At 73.5% G+C, this 17,513-nt stretch carries 18 protein-coding genes and 1 pseudogene; 7 read left to right on the top strand and 12 right to left on the bottom strand.

All coding sequences use genetic code 11. The annotated features are described in order from the left end of the window. Window positions 1-144: 144 nt before the first annotated feature. The 3 genes from guaB to OG370_RS25740 all read right to left on the bottom strand — a co-directional run bounded on the left by guaB (window position 145) and on the right by OG370_RS25740 (window position 3,724). Window positions 145-1,644, bottom strand: a complete 1,500-nt coding sequence (guaB, locus tag OG370_RS25750) for an IMP dehydrogenase (RefSeq protein ID WP_328468180.1) — start codon at window positions 1,642-1,644, stop codon at window positions 145-147. 263 nt (window positions 1,645-1,907) lie between these two features. Beyond that, a complete protein-coding gene (shbA, locus tag OG370_RS25745; RefSeq protein ID WP_328468178.1) occupies window positions 1,908-2,525 on the bottom strand; it encodes an RNA polymerase sigma factor ShbA in 618 nt (205 codons plus the stop codon). Window positions 2,526-3,112: 587 nt separating this feature from the next. Beyond that, window positions 3,113-3,724 carry a response regulator transcription factor gene (locus OG370_RS25740; protein ID WP_003948568.1) on the bottom strand — a complete coding sequence of 204 codons (612 nt, stop codon included), beginning with the start codon at window positions 3,722-3,724 and terminating at the stop codon, window positions 3,113-3,115. A gap of 514 nt (window positions 3,725-4,238) precedes the next feature. On the opposite strand from OG370_RS25740, the pseudogene OG370_RS25735 reads away from it, so the two are divergent. Then, window positions 4,239-4,520 (top strand): annotated as a pseudogene (locus OG370_RS25735) (WhiB family transcriptional regulator); the annotation flags it as partial. A gap of 341 nt (window positions 4,521-4,861) precedes the next feature. Here OG370_RS25735 and OG370_RS25730 read toward each other — a convergent pair. Further along, the gene (locus OG370_RS25730) at window positions 4,862-5,878 is read right to left on the bottom strand and encodes a LysR family transcriptional regulator (protein ID WP_328468176.1); all 1,017 of its coding nucleotides are present in this window, start codon (window positions 5,876-5,878) and stop codon (window positions 4,862-4,864) included. 84 nt (window positions 5,879-5,962) lie between these two features. On the opposite strand from OG370_RS25730, the gene OG370_RS25725 reads away from it, so the two are divergent. From OG370_RS25725 to OG370_RS25710, 4 genes are all read left to right on the top strand, one after another. Next, window positions 5,963-7,036 (top strand): aminotransferase class V-fold PLP-dependent enzyme, encoded by a 1,074-nt coding sequence (locus tag OG370_RS25725; protein ID WP_328468174.1) that lies wholly within the window; start codon window positions 5,963-5,965, stop codon window positions 7,034-7,036. Window positions 7,037-7,276: 240 nt separating this feature from the next. Continuing rightward, window positions 7,277-8,053, top strand: a complete 777-nt coding sequence (locus tag OG370_RS25720; RefSeq protein WP_328468172.1) for a GNAT family N-acetyltransferase — start codon at window positions 7,277-7,279, stop codon at window positions 8,051-8,053. Between the two features lie 17 nt (window positions 8,054-8,070). Continuing rightward, entirely contained in the window at window positions 8,071-8,724 is a 654-nt protein-coding gene (locus OG370_RS25715) for an MOSC domain-containing protein (protein WP_328468170.1), read from the top strand. Window positions 8,725-8,770: 46 nt separating this feature from the next. After that, window positions 8,771-9,544, top strand: coding sequence for an SDR family NAD(P)-dependent oxidoreductase (locus OG370_RS25710; protein ID WP_328468168.1), 774 nt, complete (start codon window positions 8,771-8,773; stop codon window positions 9,542-9,544). A gap of 118 nt (window positions 9,545-9,662) precedes the next feature. Here OG370_RS25710 and groL read toward each other — a convergent pair whose 3' ends face one another. Both groL and groES read right to left on the bottom strand, forming a co-directional pair. Beyond that, window positions 9,663-11,285 (bottom strand): chaperonin GroEL, encoded by a 1,623-nt coding sequence (groL, locus tag OG370_RS25705; protein WP_328468166.1) that lies wholly within the window; start codon window positions 11,283-11,285, stop codon window positions 9,663-9,665. A 134-nt stretch (window positions 11,286-11,419) separates the two neighbouring features. Then, entirely contained in the window at window positions 11,420-11,728 is a 309-nt protein-coding gene (groES, locus tag OG370_RS25700) for a co-chaperone GroES (RefSeq protein ID WP_033177833.1), read from the bottom strand. 245 nt (window positions 11,729-11,973) lie between these two features. Here groES and OG370_RS25695 point away from each other — a divergent pair, with 245 nt between their 5' ends. Further along, window positions 11,974-13,167, top strand: a complete 1,194-nt coding sequence (locus tag OG370_RS25695; RefSeq protein ID WP_328468164.1) for a class I SAM-dependent methyltransferase — start codon at window positions 11,974-11,976, stop codon at window positions 13,165-13,167. Here OG370_RS25695 and OG370_RS25690 read toward each other — a convergent pair. The 4 genes from OG370_RS25690 to tsaB are packed head-to-tail and all read right to left on the bottom strand — an operon-like array spanning window position 13,157 to window position 15,831. Beyond that, window positions 13,157-13,417, bottom strand: a complete 261-nt coding sequence (locus OG370_RS25690) for a hypothetical protein (RefSeq protein ID WP_328468162.1) — start codon at window positions 13,415-13,417, stop codon at window positions 13,157-13,159. The two genes, OG370_RS25695 and OG370_RS25690, sit on opposite strands and share 11 nt — an antisense overlap. Further along, window positions 13,414-14,553 (bottom strand): tRNA (adenosine(37)-N6)-threonylcarbamoyltransferase complex transferase subunit TsaD, encoded by a 1,140-nt coding sequence (gene tsaD, locus OG370_RS25685; RefSeq protein WP_328468160.1) that lies wholly within the window; start codon window positions 14,551-14,553, stop codon window positions 13,414-13,416. Before tsaD ends, OG370_RS25690 begins: the two co-directional genes overlap by 4 nt. Before the next feature lie 25 nt (window positions 14,554-14,578). Continuing rightward, window positions 14,579-15,118: a ribosomal protein S18-alanine N-acetyltransferase gene (gene rimI / locus OG370_RS25680; RefSeq protein WP_328474402.1), complete on the bottom strand. Its 540-nt coding sequence runs from the start codon at window positions 15,116-15,118 to the stop codon at window positions 14,579-14,581. Window positions 15,119-15,165: 47 nt separating this feature from the next. Continuing rightward, window positions 15,166-15,831, bottom strand: coding sequence for a tRNA (adenosine(37)-N6)-threonylcarbamoyltransferase complex dimerization subunit type 1 TsaB (tsaB, locus tag OG370_RS25675; protein ID WP_328468158.1), 666 nt, complete (start codon window positions 15,829-15,831; stop codon window positions 15,166-15,168). Between the two features lie 147 nt (window positions 15,832-15,978). Between tsaB and OG370_RS25670 the strand changes: the two genes are divergently transcribed. Then, window positions 15,979-16,500 (top strand): hypothetical protein, encoded by a 522-nt coding sequence (locus OG370_RS25670; RefSeq protein ID WP_328468156.1) that lies wholly within the window; start codon window positions 15,979-15,981, stop codon window positions 16,498-16,500. Window positions 16,501-16,529: 29 nt separating this feature from the next. On the opposite strand, the gene OG370_RS25665 is transcribed toward OG370_RS25670, so the two are convergent. Continuing rightward, on the bottom strand, window positions 16,530-16,706 hold the full coding sequence (locus OG370_RS25665) for a hypothetical protein (RefSeq protein WP_328468154.1): 177 nt from the start codon (window positions 16,704-16,706) through the stop codon (window positions 16,530-16,532). 191 nt (window positions 16,707-16,897) lie between these two features. Beyond that, the gene (tsaE, locus tag OG370_RS25660) at window positions 16,898-17,506 is read right to left on the bottom strand and encodes a tRNA (adenosine(37)-N6)-threonylcarbamoyltransferase complex ATPase subunit type 1 TsaE (protein ID WP_328468152.1); all 609 of its coding nucleotides are present in this window, start codon (window positions 17,504-17,506) and stop codon (window positions 16,898-16,900) included. Between the last annotated feature and the right edge of the window lie 7 nt (window positions 17,507-17,513).

Genomic DNA, 17,513 nt, shown 5'->3' with positions numbered 1-17,513 from the left:
ATGACGGGTCCCCCCGGGTGGGTTGCCTGCCCCGGAAGCAGCCGCAGTGATCCAGGGGCGCGGGGAACTGCGCGACAAGCCGCCCGCGGACCGCAAGGTCCGGGCAGATCGGCAACCAGGCGACCCGGGCGGTCCGGTCCGGCTTCAGCCGTGGTAATTGGGGGCTTCGACGGTCATCTGGATGTCGTGCGGGTGGGACTCCTTGAGCCCCGCGGCCGTGATGCGGACGAACTTCCCCTTGGACTCCATCTCGGCGATGCCCGCCGCGCCGACGTACCCCATGGTCTGCCGCAGCCCGCCGACCAGTTGGTGGAGGACCGCCGAGAGGGGACCGCGGTAGGCGACCTGCCCCTCGACACCCTCGGGAACGAGCTTGTCGTCGGAGGAGACGTCGGCCTGGAAGTAGCGGTCCTTGGAGTACGACCGGGCCTGCCCGCGCGACTGCATCGCGCCGAGCGAGCCCATCCCGCGGTAGGACTTGAACTGCTTGCCGTTGATGAACAGCAGCTCCCCGGGCGACTCCTCGCACCCGGCCAGCAGGCTGCCGAGCATGACGCTGCTCGCGCCCGCGGCCAGCGCCTTGCCGATGTCGCCGCTGTACTGCAGGCCGCCGTCGCCGATCACCGGGACACCGGCGTCGATACAGACCTGCGCCGCCTCGTAGATCGCCGTGACCTGGGGCACACCGATGCCGGCGACCACCCGGGTGGTGCAGATCGAGCCGGGGCCGACACCGACCTTGACACCGTCGACGCCTGCGTCGAGCAGCGCCTTGGCACCGTCGCGAGTGGCGATGTTGCCGCCGACCACGTCGACCTGGACGCTGGACTTGATCTTCGCCATCCAGTCCAGCGCGTTGCTGTTGTGGCCGTGGGAGGTGTCGACCACCAGGAAGTCGACGCCGGCGCCGGCCAGCGCCTGCGCCCGGTCCAGCGCCTCGGGGCTCGCGCCGACGGCCGCGCCGACCAGCAGCCGGCCCTCGACGTCCTTGGCGGCGTGCGGATACTGCTCGGCCTTGACGAAGTCCTTGACGGTGATCAGGCCCTTGAGCCGGCCCTCGTCGTCGACCAGCGGCAGCTTCTCGATCTTGTGCCGGCGCAGCAGCGCCATCGCGTCGGTGCCGGAGATGCCGACCTTGCCGGTGACCAGCGGCATCGGGGTCATGACCTCGCGGACCTGGCGGTTGCGGTCGGACTCGAAGGCCATGTCGCGGTTGGTGACGATGCCGAGCAGCCGCCCGGCCTCGTCGGTGACCGGCACGCCGCTGATCCGGAACCGGCCGCACAGCGCGTCGGCCTCGCCGAGGGTGGCGTCGGGCCGGACCGTGATCGGGTCGGTGACCATGCCGGACTCGGAGCGCTTGACCAGGTCGACCTGGCTGACCTGGTCCTCGACCGAGAGGTTGCGGTGCAGCACGCCGACGCCGCCCTGGCGGGCCATCGCGATCGCCATCCGCGCCTCGGTGACCTTGTCCATCGCGGCGGAGAGCAGCGGGATGTTCACCCGGACGTTCCGCGAGATCAGGGAGGAGGTGTCCACCTGGTGCGGCAGCACCGAGGACGCCCCCGGGAGCAGCAGCACATCGTCGTAGGTGAGCCCGAGCGTGGCGAACTTCTCGGCTACTCCGTCGGCGTTCAGCGACATGACACCTTCCCGAATGGTCTTGCCCGGCGAGTTGCTCAATGGTAGTGGCTTTGCCGCTATTCCCCTGACCGCCCGGAGCCGCCCGGTCTGTCGGCTTCGCCACCCCCGCGCATCGCCCGCACCGCCGGGGGACGCGGGCGCCCCGGAACGGCGGCTCCCCGCGAACAGCCGCCCGCGGACGGCCGCCCGGGAACGCGTGAGCGGGAACGAGCCTCCCGGACCGGTCGGCCCCGGAAGGGCTGAAACCGCTGAACCCGGAACGGCTACGCGCTCAGGCCCGATGCGTCCGTCTCGGCCGACACCGCGCCGGACTCCTCCGCGATCGCCCGCAGCCGGCTGAGCGCGCGGTGCTGGGCGACCCGGACGGCACCCGGCGACATGCCCAGCACCTGCCCGGTCTCCTCCGCGCTCAGGCCCACCGCGACCCGCAGCAGCACCAGCTCGCGCAGGTGGTCGGGGAGGCGGGCGAGCAGCTTGCGGGCCCACGCCGCGTCGCTGTTGAGCAGCGCGCGCTCCTCGGGCCCGAGCGAGTCGTCCGGCTTCTCCGGCATCTCGTCGGACGGCACCGCGGCGCCGGGGCCGCGCATCGCGGCCCGCTGGAGGTCGGCGATCTTGTGCGCGGCGATCGATACGACGAACGCCTCGAACGGGCGGCCGAGGTCGCGGTAGCGGGGCAGCGCGCACAGCACCGCGAGGCAGACCTCCTGGGCAAGGTCGTCCACGAAGTGCCGCGCGTCACCGGGCAGACGGGACAGCCTGGTCCGGCAGTAGCGCTCGGCGAGGGGGTGAACGGCGGCGAGCAGGTCGTGGGTGGCCCGCTGATCCCCGTCGACCGCGCGACGAACGAGGGCACCGATGGCCGGGGGGTCGTCGTCACGCATCCCCCCATGGTGCCTCGCCACCGGACGATTCGCCGCATCGCGGCCGTACTTCTGCACCGAAGCGTTATGCGGTCCGCCCGGCACGGCACCCGACGGAGCCTCCGACCCGGTCTCCGGGACGGAGTCGCCCGCGGCGTCGGACCCGGTCGCGGCGCCGGTCGCGACGCCCGTTCCGGACCCTGCCGGGGACCCGGTTCCGGACCGCGCCGCGGACGGCGCCGCGGACGAAGTGCCGCGCGCGGCAACGGACGACCGCGCGCCTGGCACGGCACCCGGCACCGCCGGAGCAGCCGAGGCTGCCGAAGCCGCACCGGGAGGCGCGCTCCGCGCGGCGTCAGGCCCGCCGTTCACACCGGGGGCGGGCGCGGACGGCCGCGCTCGCGCGCCCGCCGCCGTCATCTCCGCCATACCCGGCCCCCACCGATCCCCGAGGAAGTCCATACGTCAAGCATGCGTCCTCCCCCGGGAAACCGAGGACCCGCCGGTGACTTCCCGGCGTTCCCGCGGCAGTTCCACGGGAGTTCGCCGAGGTCGGCCGGGGGTCCGGGCGACCGAATGGACCCGCCGACACCCACCGGGACACGGCCCTAACGGACCAGGCCCCAGCGGAAGCCGAGGGCGACCGCGTGCGCCCGGTCGGAGGCACCGAGCTTCTTGAACAGCCGCCGGGCGTGCGTCTTGACGGTGTCCTCGGACAGGAACAACTCGCGGCCGATCTCCGCGTTGGAGCGGCCGTGGCTCATCCCTTCGAGCACCTGGATCTCGCGGGCGGTCAGGGTGGGCGCGGCGCCCATCTCGGCCGAGCGCAGCCGGCGCGGGGCGAGCCGCCAGGTCGGGTCGGCGAGCGCCTGGGTGACGGTGGCCCGCAGTTCGGCGCGCGAGGCGTCCTTGTGCAGATAGCCGCGGGCACCGGCCGCCACGGCGAGCGCCACCCCGTCCAGGTCCTCGGCGACGGTGAGCATGATGATGCGGGCGCCGGGGTCGGCGGACAGCAGCCGCCGTACCGTCTCCACGCCGCCGAGGCCGGGCATGCGGACATCCATCAGGATGAGGTCCGAGCGGTCGGCACCCCAGCGGCGGAGGACTTCCTCGCCGTTGGCCGCGGTGGTAACGCGCTCGACGCCGGGCACGGTGGCCACCGCGCGGCGCAGGGCCTCTCGGGCGAGCGGGGAGTCGTCGCAGACGAGGACGGAAGTCATGACCGCCCTCCGCAGCTGAACCGCGTCACTTGTGCCTCCAGGCTGTACGAAGTACGAATCTTCACCGTTGGGGCTGACGGCTCGGGCAAGTGCCCGAATCACGTGATCCCGCCAACCGCTTCCGCCACACTCAACGACCCTCACCCGAAAGAGTTACGACGTCGGATCGCAGTCGTGTGCACTCTACGTGATCATGCGTGTACGGATCGACCATGTCGCAGGTCAGATGGGCGAGGCGGCCGTGATTTCCGAGGCGACGGGCAGCATGGTTCAGCCGCGCGAGGGGTGGCGCGCCACCCGCGCGGCGCAGCGATCGGGTTCGCGAATTCTGCCAAACGGGTCTTATGCCGGAGTTTGCACTGTTTGGCGGCTCTTTTCTGGTGTGGGGGGTAATCGCCGCTAGATTGGCGATGAGTCATATTTACATCTACTACGACAGTAGATGTACGGTCGGACGTACGGCTGAGCAAAGCCGACCTCCCAGGCCGTCACCCACGCTTCGAGGGGATGAGCAATGGCAGACTTCTCCCGCCTTCCCGGCCCCAACGCGGACCTATGGGACTGGCAGCTCGTCGCCGCCTGCCGCGGCGTCGACAGCTCGCTGTTCTTCCACCCCGAGGGCGAGCGCGGCGCCGCCCGCAGCGCGCGCGAGGCCGCCGCCAAGGAGGTGTGCATGCGCTGCCCGGTCCGCGCGGAGTGCGCCACCCACGCACTGGCCGTACGCGAGCCGTACGGAGTGTGGGGCGGGCTCACCGAGGACGAGCGCGAGGCCATGATGGGCCGCTCGCGCCACCGCGCCAGTGACCGGGACGACGACGAACGCGAGCGCGAACGTGAGCGGGACCGCGAGCGCAAGCGGTACGAGCGCTACGCCGACGCGGACCTGGAGGAGGCCGACGCCGCCGAAGCCGCGGCGGACGCCGACGAGGACGGCCCGCACGCCGGCCACGACAGCCACGACGACTACGACCCGTACGACGGCGAGCCCGACCTGGGCATGGAGCCCGATCGCGACACCGAACCGGTGCGCATCTACTGACCGCCGGACACCGCGACCGTTCCGAAGAATCGATTTTTCAGACGAGGTCCGTACGGGCCCCACCGGGGGTGTCGGGGGGCTCGGTCATCGGAGGGGGGTCATCGGGGGACTCGGGAACGAAGCGCCGCCCGGCTCAGCCGGGTGAGCATCATGTCCACCGCCGGTACGTGGGCGAGGTCGGGGAGGGTGAGCGCCACGACCTCGCGCTCCACCGCGGGGGCCATCTCCAGCACGGCCACCCCGTCGGTCCGCACCGCCGCGAGGGCGAGTTCGGGCAGCACGGCCACGCCCAGACCGGCGGCGACCAGGCCGACCACCGCCGGGTAGTCGTCCGTCGCGAAGTCGATCCGGGGGGTGAAGCCGACCCGCTCGCAGACCTCGACCAGGTGCCGGCGGCAGCGCGGGCAGCCGGCGATCCACTGCTCGGCGGCCAGCTCCGCGTACGGCACGGGCGCCCTGCCCTCGCGGGAGCCGTGCGGGCCCCCAGCGGCACGCGTGTCCGCCACCGCCGCTGTCCGCGCCCCGCTCTCCGTCTCGGCTCCCGGCTCCGTTCCCGCCTTCGCCAGCCGGTGGTCCTCGGGGACGAGGCCGACCAGGCGGTCGGTGAGCAGGGGGCGCACCACCAGGTCCGACCAGGACTCCTCGGCCGGGGTCGGCAGGTCCACGTACCGGAACGCGAGCGTGATGTCGCAGTCGCCGGCCCGCAGCATCTCCACCGACCGGGGCGGCTCCGCCTCGACCAGCGAGACGCGGGTGTCCGGATGGCGGGCGCGCAGATCGGCCACCGCGGTCGGCACGAGCGTGGAACTGCCCGAGGGGAAGGAGGCGAGCCGGACCCGTCCGGCCCGCAGCCCGGCGATCGCCGCGACCTCCTCCTCGGCCGCGGTCAGCCCGGCGAGGATGCCCGCCGCATGCCGCACCAGCACCTCGCCGGCCTCCGTCAGCCGCATCTCGCGGGCACCGCGGACCAGCAGCGGGGTGCCCGCCGCGCCCTCCAGCGCCTTCATCTGCTGGCTCACCGCCGGCTGGGTACAGCCCAGTTCGCGGGCCGCGGCGGAGAAGGAACCGGTACGGGCCACCGCGCGCAGCACTCGTAGATGTCGTGCCTCGATCACCCCACAACCATAAGCGGAGCTTGGGTGCACACGACAGACATCGTTGATGGACTTTGGGACGGTGGGCCGTCAGGCTCAGGAGTCATGGACACCGACGCCTCCCGCTTCCAGGAAATCGTCAGCTCCGAGTACGCGGGCATCGCGCCCGGGTACCTCAACACGGCCAGCCACGGGCTGGCGCCGGCCCGCACCGCCGCCGCGCTGCGGTCCGCCGTCGACGCGTGGGCGGCCGGCCGGCCCGACCTCGACGGATACGAAGCCGCGGTGGCCGCCGCGCGGGCCGCGTACGCCGGGCTGGTCGGCGTCGCCGTCGAGCGGGTGGCGCTGGCCAGTACCGTCGCCGAGGCGGTCGGCCTGATCGCCGCGGCGCTGCCCGCCGGGGCGGAGGTGGTCGCCTTCGAGGGGGACTTCAGCTCGCTGGTCCAGCCCTTCGCGGCCCGCGCGGACCTGAAGCTGCGGCTGGTGCCGCTGGAGGGGATCGCCGACGCGGTCCGGCCCTCCACCGCGCTGGTCGCGGTCAGCGGTGCGCAGTCCGCGGACGGCCGGGTGGCCGACCTCCCGGCGATCCGCTCGGCCGCCGCGGCGGCCGGGGCCCGTGTCCTCATCGACGGCACCCAGTCGGTGGGGTGGCTGCCGCTGTGCGCCGACGACTACGACTTCGTGGTGGCCCACGGCTACAAGTGGCTGGTGAGCCCGCACGGGGCCTGCTTCCTCACGGTGCGGGAAGGGGCGGAGGGCGCCCTGTCCGCCGGCTCCGCCGGGTGGTACGCCGCGGCGGACCGCTGGGCGAACTGCTACGGCCCGATCGAGCGGTTCGCGGCCGCCGCGCACGCCTTCGACTCCCGCCCGGCGTATCTGCCGTTCGTCGGTGCCGCCGCGTCCCTCTCGCTCCTCACCGAGTTGGGTGTGGACGCCGTCCGCGCCCACGACCTCGCGCTCGCGGCGCGCCTGCGCGAAGGGTTCGCCGCGCTCGGGTACCCCGCGGTACCGGGGGACTCGGCGATCGTCTCGGTGCCGGGGGCGCCCTCCTCCTACCCGAGCCGTCTTTCCGCCGCCGGCATCCGTTTCTCCGCGCCCCTCGGCGCCATCCGTCTGGCGGTCCACCTCCACAACACGTCTGCCGACGTGGAGCGGGTCCTGAACGCCCTTGCTCCCTGAGGGGCCCCTGACCCCCCGGGGTGCCTCGTACTGTCGGCTCCGGGACCACCTCCCGGTGGGTGGCTTGTCGCGCCGTTCTCCCCCAGAGCTTCGCCTGGGAGGTACCCCCACGCGCCCCTGGATATGCCCGGGTCCCCCCGGGGCAAGGGGAACTGCGCCACCAACCACCCACCGGCCGCAAGGTCCCGGGGCGGGGAAAAGAGGGAGCCCGGGGGGACAGGGGCGCCCTAGAGTGCGGGGATGGACATGGGGCAGCTGCGGGAGACGTTTGACGGGCAGATCCGGCGGGGGGCGGGACCGGTGACGGCGGAGGGGGTCGTGCGTCTGGTCGAGGGCGACGGCCCGAACGGATGGGCCGGAGTCGTGTGGTCGGGGTTCACCGCGGAGGAGGGCGCGAAGGCCGACCGGGCGATCGCCGCGCAGCGGACATGGCTGCGCTCCCCCGAAGGCAAGGGCCGCGAGTTCGAGTGGAAGCTGTACTCGTACGACCTGCCCGCGGACCTCCCCGAGCGCCTGACCGCCGCGGGGTTCACCGCCGAACCCCCGGAGACCCTGATGGTCGCGGAGATCGCGGCGCTGCCGACGGACACCCCGGCGCCGGAGGGTGTCCGGCTGGAGCCGGTGACGGACGCGGCGGGCGTGCACCTGATCGCGGACGTGCACGACCAGGCGTTCGGCACGGACTCCGCCCGTCTGAGGGAGCGGCTGCTGGCCGAAGTGGGCGGTCCCGACGTGGAGATGACCGTGGCGATGGCGGGCGAGCGGCCGGTGTGCGGCGCCCGGATGGAGTTCCACCCGGGCACGGAGTTCGCGAGCCTGTGGGGCGGCGGCACCGTCGAGGAGTGGCGCGGCCGCGGCATCTACCGCGCGCTGGTCGCGCACCGGGCCCGTATCGCCGCCGCGCGCGGCTGCCGCTACCTCCAGGTGGACGCCTCGGACCAGAGCCGGCCGATCCTGGAGCGGTTGGGCTTCGCCGCGCTGGCCGTCACCACTCCGTACGTCCTCGCGGCGGACTGACGAAGGGGCGGCGGGCGATGGACTGGAAGGTGCTGACCGTCAACATCGGTCGGCCGCAGCCGAATCGGTGGAAGCAGCTGCCCGCGACCGGTATCGACAAGCGGCCGGTCCCCGGTCCGGTGGCCGTGGCGGCGCCGGGTCCGAAGGGAACCGGCGCGGTCGGGCTCGCGGGCGACCGGGTGTACGACGTGAAGCACCACGGCGGCGACGACCAGGCCGTGTACGCGTACGCCCGGGAGGATCTGGACCGCTGGCAGGAGGAGTTGGGCCGGGAGTTGCCCAACGGCTCCTTCGGGGAGAACCTGACCACGGCCGGGATCGACGTCAACGCGGCGCTGATCGGGGAGCGTTGGCGGATCGGCTCCGCGCTGCTGGAGGTGTCCTGCCCGCGCATCCCGTGTGCCACCTTCGCCGGATGGCTGGCGGAGGGCGGGTGGACCCGGCGGTTCGTGCGGGCCGCGCGGCCGGGACCGTATCTGCGGGTGATCGAGCCGGGCGAGGTCAGCGCGGGCGACGCGGTGGACGTGGTGGACCGGCCGGCGCACGAGGTGACCGTGGCGATGGCGTTCCGCGCGGTGACCAGCGAGCCCGAACTGCTGCCGCTGCTGGTCGACCTGGCCGCCTTCCCGGCCGCGGACCGGGCGCAGATCCGGCGGCGGCTGGACCGCTGACCGCGGCGGGGCGCCAGGCGCGGCCCGGCCCTTCTAGGGTGGCGGTATGACGACTTCTCTGGTGACCGGGGCGACCGCGGGCCTCGGCGCGGCCTTCGCCCACCGGCTCGCCGCCGACGATCACGCCCTGGTGCTGGTCGCCCGGAACGCCGACCGGCTCGCCCGGTTCGCGGCGGACCTGCGCGAGCGGCACGGCGTCGAGGTGGAGGTGCTGGCCGCCGACCTCGCGACGGACACCGGGATCGAGGCGGTCGAGGCGCGGCTGCGCGACTCCGCCCGGCCGGTGGACGTGCTGGTGAACAACGCCGGGTTCGGCCACGGCGGCACCTTCCTCGACGTGCCCGTCGAGGACGAGGTGCGGATGATCAAGGTGCACTGCGAGGCGGTGCTGCGGCTGACCACGGCCGCGGTGGAGGGGATGCGGGAGCGGCGGCGCGGCTTCGTGGTGAACGTCGCCTCGGTCGCGGCCTATGTGCCGCGCGGCACGTACGGCGCGAGCAAGGCGTGGGTGGTGCGGTTCACCGAAGGGCTGTCGCACGAACTGCGCGGCTCGGGGGTGCGCTTCGTCGCCCTGTGCCCGGGGTTCGTGCGCACCGAGTTCCACGCCCGGGCCGGCATGGACGCCTCCCGGCTGCCGTCGTGGGCCTGGCTCGACGCGGACGCGGTCGTCGCCACCGCCCTGCGCGACCTGGCCAGGGGCCGCACGATCAGCGTGCCGTCGGCCCGCTACAAGGTGGCGGTCTCGCTCGCCCGCCATGTGCCGCCGGCCCTCTTCGGCGCGGCCTCCAGCCGGACCGGCCGGTTCGACCCGAAGGGCTGACCGCGCGGCGCGGGCCGGCCACTGCGGGAATCCACCGCGGGAACGACCGGGGCCCGCCACTCCGTGAACGGGGTGGCGGGCCCTCGGGGCCTCAAGGGGCCTCGGACGCGGGTGTGCGTCAGTGGCTGTGGCCGTGACCGCCGGCAGCGGCCTCCGGCTCCTCTTCCTTCTTCTCGACGACCAGGGTCTCGGTCGTGAGCAGCAGGGAGGCGATGGACGCCGCGTTCTCCAGGGCGGAGCGGGTGACCTTCACCGGGTCGATGACGCCGGCCTTGACCAGGTCGCCGTACTCGCCGGTGGCGGCGTTGAAGCCGTGGCCCTTGTCGAGCTCGGCGACCTTGGAGGTGATGACGTAGCCCTCCAGGCCGGCGTTCTCGGCGATCCAGCGCAGCGGCTCGACCGCGGCGCGGCGCACGACGGCGACACCGGTGGCCTCGTCGCCGGACTTGCCCAGGTTGTCGCCGAGCACCTTGACCGCGTGCACGAGCGCGGAGCCACCGCCGGAGACGATGCCCTCCTCGACGGCCGCGCGGGTCGCGGAGATCGCGTCCTCCAGGCGGTGCTTCTTCTCCTTCAGCTCGACCTCGGTGGCCGCGCCGACCTTGATCACGCAGACGCCGCCGGCCAGCTTCGCGAGGCGCTCCTGGAGCTTCTCGCGGTCCCAGTCGGAGTCGGTGCTGGTGATCTCGGCCTTGATCTGGCCGACCCGGCCCTCGATCTCGGCCTTGTCTCCGGCGCCGTCGACGATGGTGGTCTCGTCCTTGGTGACGGTGACCCGGCGGGCGGAGCCCAGCAGGTCGAGACCGGCCTGGTCGAGCTTGAGGCCGACCTCCTCGGCGATGACGGTGGCGCCGGTCAGCGTGGCGATGTCGCCCAGCATGGCCTTGCGGCGGTCACCGAAGCCCGGGGCCTTGACCGCGACCGCGTTGAAGGTGCCGCGGATCTTGTTGACCACGAGGGTGGAGAGTGCCTCGCCCTCGACGTCCTCGGCGATGATCAGCAGCGGCTTGGAGGAGTTGGCCTGGATGACCTTCTCCAGCAGCGGCAGCAGGTCCTGGATCGAACCGATCTTGCCCTGGTGGATGAGGATGTACGGGTCGTCGAGGACGGCCTCCATCCGCTCCTGGTCGGTGACGAAGTACGGCGACAGGTAGCCCTTGTCGAAGGCCATGCCCTCGGTGAAGTCCAGCTCGAGCCCGAAGGTGTTGGACTCCTCGACGGTGATGACACCGTCCTTGCCGACCTTGTCCATCGCCTCGGCGATCAGGTCGCCGACCTGCTTGTCCTGCGCGGACAGGGCGGCGACGGCGGCGATGTCCTCCTTGCCCTCGATCGCGCGGGCGGAGGAGAGCAGCTCGTCGGAGACCGCCTTGACGGCCGCGTCGATGCCCTTCTTCAGCGCGGCGGGGGAGGCGCCGGCGGCGACGTTGCGCAGGCCCTCGCGGACCAGCGCCTGCGCCAGCACGGTCGCGGTGGTGGTGCCGTCACCCGCGATGTCGTTGGTCTTGGTCGCCACCTCCTTGACGAGCTGGGCGCCCAGGTTCTCGTACGGGTCCTCGAGCTCCACCTCGCGGGCGATGGTCACGCCGTCGTTGGTGATGGTCGGGGCGCCGAACTTCTTGTCGATCACGACGTTGCGGCCCTTGGGGCCGATGGTCACCTTCACGGTGTCGGCGAGCTTGTTGACACCGCGCTCAAGGGCGCGACGGGCGTCCTCGTCGAACTTAAGGATCTTGGCCATGCCTGCGAACTACCTCGTCTACTCGTATGTCGTCGTCAGTCAGTGAGGACGGTCAACGAAACCGCCCCGGCCCCGGCCGGAAGAGGGCGCGGAGAATCCGGGGCGGGATCACGGCTGGTGGTGAAGCCGGAAAATTACTTCTCGATGATCGCGAGAACGTCGCGGGCCGAGAGGACGAGGTACTCCTCGCCGTTGTACTTCACCTCGGTGCCGCCGTACTTGCTGTAGAGCACGACGTCGCCGACGGCGACGTCGAGCGGCAGCCGGTTGCCGTCCTCGAAGCGGCCCGGGCCCACGGCCAGGACGACGCCCTCCTGGGGCTTCTCCTTGGCGGTGTCCGGAATGACCAGGCCCGAGGCCGTGGTCTGCTCGGCGTCGAGCGGCTGGACCACGATGCGGTCCTCAAGCGGCTTGATGGCAACCTTGGTGCTGGCGGTCGTCACGATCCGACCTCCCCCTTCAAAGGGCTCACGGGAGTGTCTGTCTGGGTCGGCGACCTGGTAGGCCCGTCGTCGCGGGTGCCGGACCTGCCCGTCGCTGAGTTCTGGCACTCAGCGGTGCCGAGTGCCAGAACCGAGACTAGGACGCGCTTAGCACTCGGTCAAGCGGAGTGCCAGCGGCGCCGCACATACGGGTGTACCCGCGGCCCCGTCCAAGGGGCTTCACCCGGGGCACGGACAATGGGCGGGTGAAACCCGAGGACTTCGACGCGCTGCTCACACCCGAGGGGCAGGCCCTGCTCGCCGAGCTGCGTGAACTGGACCCCGCCGACGAACTGGCGGCCGCCACCCGGCTGCGGCGCACCCACGACATCGCGCTGGTCTCCGCCGCCCTCGGGCAGAGCCGGCTGCGGCAGCGCGCCGCGGCGAAGTTCGCGGCCAAGGACGCCGCGCGGATGTACTTCACGCCCGACGGCGTCGAGCAGGCGACCCGCGCGTCGGTCGCCGCGCACCGGGCGGAGCGCTTCCGCGCGCTGGGCGTACGGCGGCTGGCCGACCTGTGCGGCGGCATCGGCGGCGACGCGGTCGCGCTGGCCCGCGCCGGTATCGAGGTGCTGGCGGTGGACCGCGACCCGCTCACCTGCGCGGTGGCCCGGGCGAACGCGCAGTCGCTGGGCCTGGCCGACCGGATCGAGGTGCGCTGCGCGGACGTCGCGGAGGTGGACACCGCCGGGTACGACGCGGTGTTCGTGGACCCGGCGCGCCGCTCGGGCCGCGGGCGCACGTTCGACCCGGAGGCGTACTCCCCGCCGCTGTCCTGGGCGTTGGCGGCGGCCCGCACCGTCCCGCACGCCGCGGTGAAGGTGGCGCCGGGCATCCCGCACGAGGCGCTGCCCCAGGACGCGGAGGCGGAGTGGGTCTCGGACCGGGGCGAGGTGAAGGAGGCGGCGCTGTGGTTCGGCACCGCGCCCGGCACCGTACGCGCCACGCTGCTGCCGGGCGGGGCGGACCTCGCCGCGCGCGGCCTGCCGCCGGACCCGCCGGTGCGGCCGGTGGGGCGGTACCTGTACGAGCCGGACGGCGCGGTGATCCGCGCGCACCTGGTCGCCCTGGTGGCGGACGAGGTGGGCGGCGGGCTGATCGACCCGACCATCGCGTACGTGACCGGCGACGCGCCGCACCCGACGCCGTACGCGGCGGCGTACGAGATCCGGGACGCGCTGCCGTTCGGGCTCAAGCGGCTCAAGGCGCTGCTGCGGGAGCGCGAGGTGGGGCGGCTGACCGTGAAGAAGCGCGGATTCGCCATGGAACCCGAGGAGTTGAGGCGCCGGGTACGGCCGCAGGGGCCGAACGAGGCGACGGTGTTCCTGACCAGGATGGCGGGGGCGCCGGCGATGCTGGTCGGCGAGCCGGTGGCGTGGGACGGCCGGATCAGGGTCTGACCGCGACCGACACGAACCGCCAGCGGTGCACCTGACGGCGGACCAACTCCGCCGGCGGGTCCGGGAGTTCGGGCAGCTCGGCGCCGTAGGGCGCGTCCCACCAGGTGATGACGAGCACCCGGTCGCCGGGCGCGGTCAGGTACTCCGCCCGCTCGGGCGCGCCGGACAGCTCCTGCCGCCGTGCCCAGTCCAGGAGTTCGGCGCCGCGGTCGTCGGCCGCGGCCGCCTCCCACATCAGCGTGACGGTCATCCGTACAGGTTGTCCTTGCTCAACTCGTGCACATGGTCGTGGTCGTGGGGATGTGCGTGGTCGTGGCCGTGGGGGTGCTGCTCGTCGTGGGTGTGGCCGGGCACCGAGACCTCGGTGACCGGCAGCGAGGAGTCGGCCGGCAGGTCCAGGGTGGAGGCCGAGCGGCCGCGGGCGACCATCTCGGCGCCGAGCGCGGCGACCATGGCGCCGTTGTCCGTGCACAGCCCGGGGCGCGGCACCCGCAGCCGGATGCCCGCGTCCTCGCACCGTTGCAGGGCCAGCGCCCGCAGCCGGGAGTTGGCGGCCACTCCCCCGCCGATCATCAGGTGGTCGACGCCGTTGTCCTTGCAGGCGCGGACGGCCTTGCGGGTCAGCACGTCGACCACGGCCTCCTGGAAGGACGCCGCCACGTCGGCGACCGGTACGTCCTCGCCGTCCCGGCGGCGCGCCTCGACCCAGCGGGCGACGGCGGTCTTCAGGCCGGAGAAGGAGAAGTCGTAGATCGGGTCGCGGCCGCCGGTCAGGCCGCGCGGGAAGGCGATCGCCCGCGGGTCGCCGTCGCGGGCGTAGCGGTCGATCACCGGTCCGCCGGGGAAGCCGAGGCCGAGCACCCGGGCGACCTTGTCGAACGCCTCGCCGGCCGCGTCGTCGATGGTCGCGCCCAGTGGGCGGACGTCGCTGGTGATGTCGGGGGCGAGCAGCAGCGAGGAGTGACCGCCGGAGACCAGCAGGGCCATCGTCGGCTCGGGCAGCGCGCCGTGTTCGAGCTGGTCGACACAGATGTGCGAGGCGAGGTGGTTGACCCCGTACAGCGGCTTGCCGAGCGCGTAGGCGTACGCCTTGGCGGCCGAGACGCCGACCAGCAGCGCGCCCGCCAGCCCGGGCCCGGCGGTGACCGCGATGCCGTCGAGGTCGCGGGCGCTGACCCCGGCGTCCTTCAGGGCGCGCTGGATGGTGGGGACCATCGCCTCCAGGTGCGCCCGGCTGGCGACTTCGGGCACCACCCCGCCGTAGCGGGCGTGCTCGTCGACGCTGGAGGCGACGGCGTCGGCGAGCAGGGTGTGGCCGCGGACGATGCCGACGCCGGTCTCGTCGCAGGAGGTCTCGATACCCAGGACCAGGGGTTCGTCAGCCATCAGTTCCTCAGATCCTCAGAATTCCTCAACGAAGGTCGGCCGCGAAGGTCCGCGCGGGATCGGCCAGCCGCATCACGAGCGCGTCCACGTTGCCGGGCTGGTAGTAGCCCCGGCGCACGCCGATGGGCTCGAAGCCGAAGCGCTGGTAGAGCCGCTGGGCGCGGGCGTTGTCCACCCGCACCTCCAGCAGCACCTCGTGGCACTCGGCGGCGGTGGCGGCCCGCAGCAGCTCGGTGAGCAGCCGGCCGCCGAGGCCGCTGCCCCACTGGTCGCGGGCGGTGGCGATGGTCTGCACGTCGCCGGTGCCGGCGATCGCCGCGAAACCGGCGTAGCCGACGATCCGCGCCGCCCCGGCCGGGGCGGCGCCGGGCGGGTTCGGGGCGGCCTGCTCGACGGCCTGCTCCCCGGCCTGCTCGACGGTTTCCTCGGCGACGACATAGGTGCGGCTGGCGGACGGGTGCCGGGCGTCGGCGAGTTCGGACCAGAACATGCCGCGCGACCACGCGTCCTCGGGGAAGAGTTCGTGTTCGAGGGCGAGTACGGCGTCCAGGTCCCACCAGCGCATGGCGCGCAGGGTGACGCCGCCCGCGAGGGCGCCGCCGGTTCGCTCGGTCACTTCGGCAGTACCGCCTTGTAGCCGGCCGGCACCTGGGCGTCGGGCCGGCGCAGGTACATCGGCCGGGCCGGCGGGAACGTCTCGCCCGCGGCCAGCCGGTGGGCGGCCAGCGCGGCGAGCGCACCGGCCGACTGGTGCGCGGGGTCGGGGCGGTGGTCGGTGAAGACGTCGGGGTAGAGCGCGGCGCCGGCGCCGACCGCGGGCAGCCCCGCGACCTCGGCGGCGATGTCGGCCGGGCGGTCCACGGCGGGCTCGCCCACGCGGTGCAGCGGGCCGTCGTACCGCGCCCAGTACACCTCCTTGCGGCGCGCGTCGGTGGCCACCGCGAACGGCCCGTCCAGGCCCGCCTCGCCGGCCGCCCAGGCCAGCCCGTCCAGCGTGCAGACGCCGTGCACCGGAACGCCGAGGGCGTCGCCGAAGGACGCGGCGGTGACCAGGCCGACCCGCAGCCCGGTGTACGGGCCCGGGCCGGTGCCGACGACCACGCCCGTGACATCGGCGAGGGCGCGGCCGGCGGTGCCCAGCACCCGGTCGACGGCGGGTACGAGAAGTTCGCCGTGCCTGCGCGCGTCGATCACGGTGGACTCGGCGAGCACCTTCTCCCCGTCGTACAGGGCGGCGGTGACGGCGGGTGTGGCGGTGTCGAAGGCAAGCAGCAGCACGCCCCCAGCCTACGGCGCACGCGGGGCGCGGCGGGGCGCCAGGGGGGCGAGCGGTGCGACTGCTACTTTCAATTCCGACAAAAGCCTCATTGCACGTATATGACAGTCGGTTCGGCGACACGTCGATCCGGCGGGAGGACGGCGGCCGTGGTGCGGATCAGTTCGGGGGTCGCTGCGGCCGGGTTCCTCGCGGCGGCGCTCGCGACGGTGGGGATGCTCACGGCCGCCGCGGTGGGCGCACCGCCGCGGCACCACGCGGGCGCCGCGCCCGGCAGGACCGCCACCTCCGCGCCCGGCTCCGCCGCCGCCTCCCCCGACCCCGCGCCCACCGCGCTCCCCGCCGGCTCCGGGCACGGCGCCCGGGTCGTCTACAGCCTCGGGCGGCACCGGGTGTGGCTCGTCGACGCGCACGAGGGTGTGCTGCGGAGCTACGGGGTGCGCGGCGGCACCGTCGCCCCCGCGCGCGGCACGCACCGCGTCTTCGCCCGCGAGGGCGGCGAGGTGGTGCTGTTCGCGTCCACCAATGGAGTGAACGTCGGGTTCGGCTCCAGCGCGGGGGCGGGCGCAGGCGCGGGCGCCCCCGGCGCCGTGATGCGCGAGTCGCCCTCCGACGCGGCCGCACTCTGGCGGCACGCGGCCATGGGCTCCCTCGTGGCCGTGGTGCCGTAGTCCGGCACCGTGGCCGAAGTCCCGCGAACCTACGCGGACGGGGCCGGGCCGTCGGCCGGTTCGTCCTCGGACCGCTCGGCGGGGTCGGAGGGAGCAGTGGAGACGGTGCGCGCGGCGGCGCAGGACGCGAGGACGTCCCGCACCGTGGGCACCCTGGGCACAGCAGGCGCCGGGGCCTGTGCGGCAGCGTCGTCGTGGGCCGTCATGCGCGCCTCCCCGGGGAGAGAAGTTAGGCAACCCTAAGCAGGTGTCCGCTACCAGCACACCACGGCCACCCGCCCTCGCGCAACATCTTCCCGACAGCCTGTCGGCGTAACCTCCGGCTCGGCGGACCACATGTCCGGCCCCCGTGTCCGACCGCTCGGCGGACCACTCGACCGACCGCTCGGCCGGCCGCTCAGAAGACCAGCGGTGTGAGGTCCTGCCCGACCCAGCGCGGCCCGATTCCGATCACGGTCACCTCGCGCGTGTCGTCGGCGCCCTCCGGCTCCGACCCGAGGGCGTCGTCCGGGCCCGGGTGAGGCGGTTCCCCGCCCGCCGCGTGGTCCCGTTCCTCGCCGATCGTGCGGCCGATCACCACCTGGAGCCGCGCGTCCGACAGGTCCTCGACCTTGCCCTCGCCCCACTCCACCACCACCACGGACTCCGGCAGAGAGACGTCGAGGTCCAGGTCCTCCATCTCGTCGAGGCCGCCGCCGAGGCGGTACGCGTCGACGTGCACCAGCGCCGGTCCGCCGGTGAGCGAGGGGTGCACCCGGGCGATCACGAACGTCGGCGAGGTGACCGCGCCGCGCACACCGAGCGCCTCGCCCAGACCGCGGGTGAGCGTGGTCTTGCCGGCGCCCAACTCACCGGTGAGCAGCACCAGATCGCCGGGAACCAGCAGCGCGGCGAGCCGTCTGCCCAGCTCACGCATGTGTTCCGCGGTGCGTACGGTGATCCGGACCGCGTGCGCGTCTTCTGCGGTGCCCGCGGCCGCGGGATAAGGGTCGTGCGGTTTGCCCATGAAGGCG

Origin of the sequence: Streptomyces sp. NBC_00448 (genome assembly GCF_036014115.1) — a bacterium.
In the GTDB taxonomy this organism is placed as follows: domain Bacteria; phylum Actinomycetota; class Actinomycetes; order Streptomycetales; family Streptomycetaceae; genus Actinacidiphila.
This window is presented reverse-complemented; position numbering and strand designations above follow the sequence as displayed.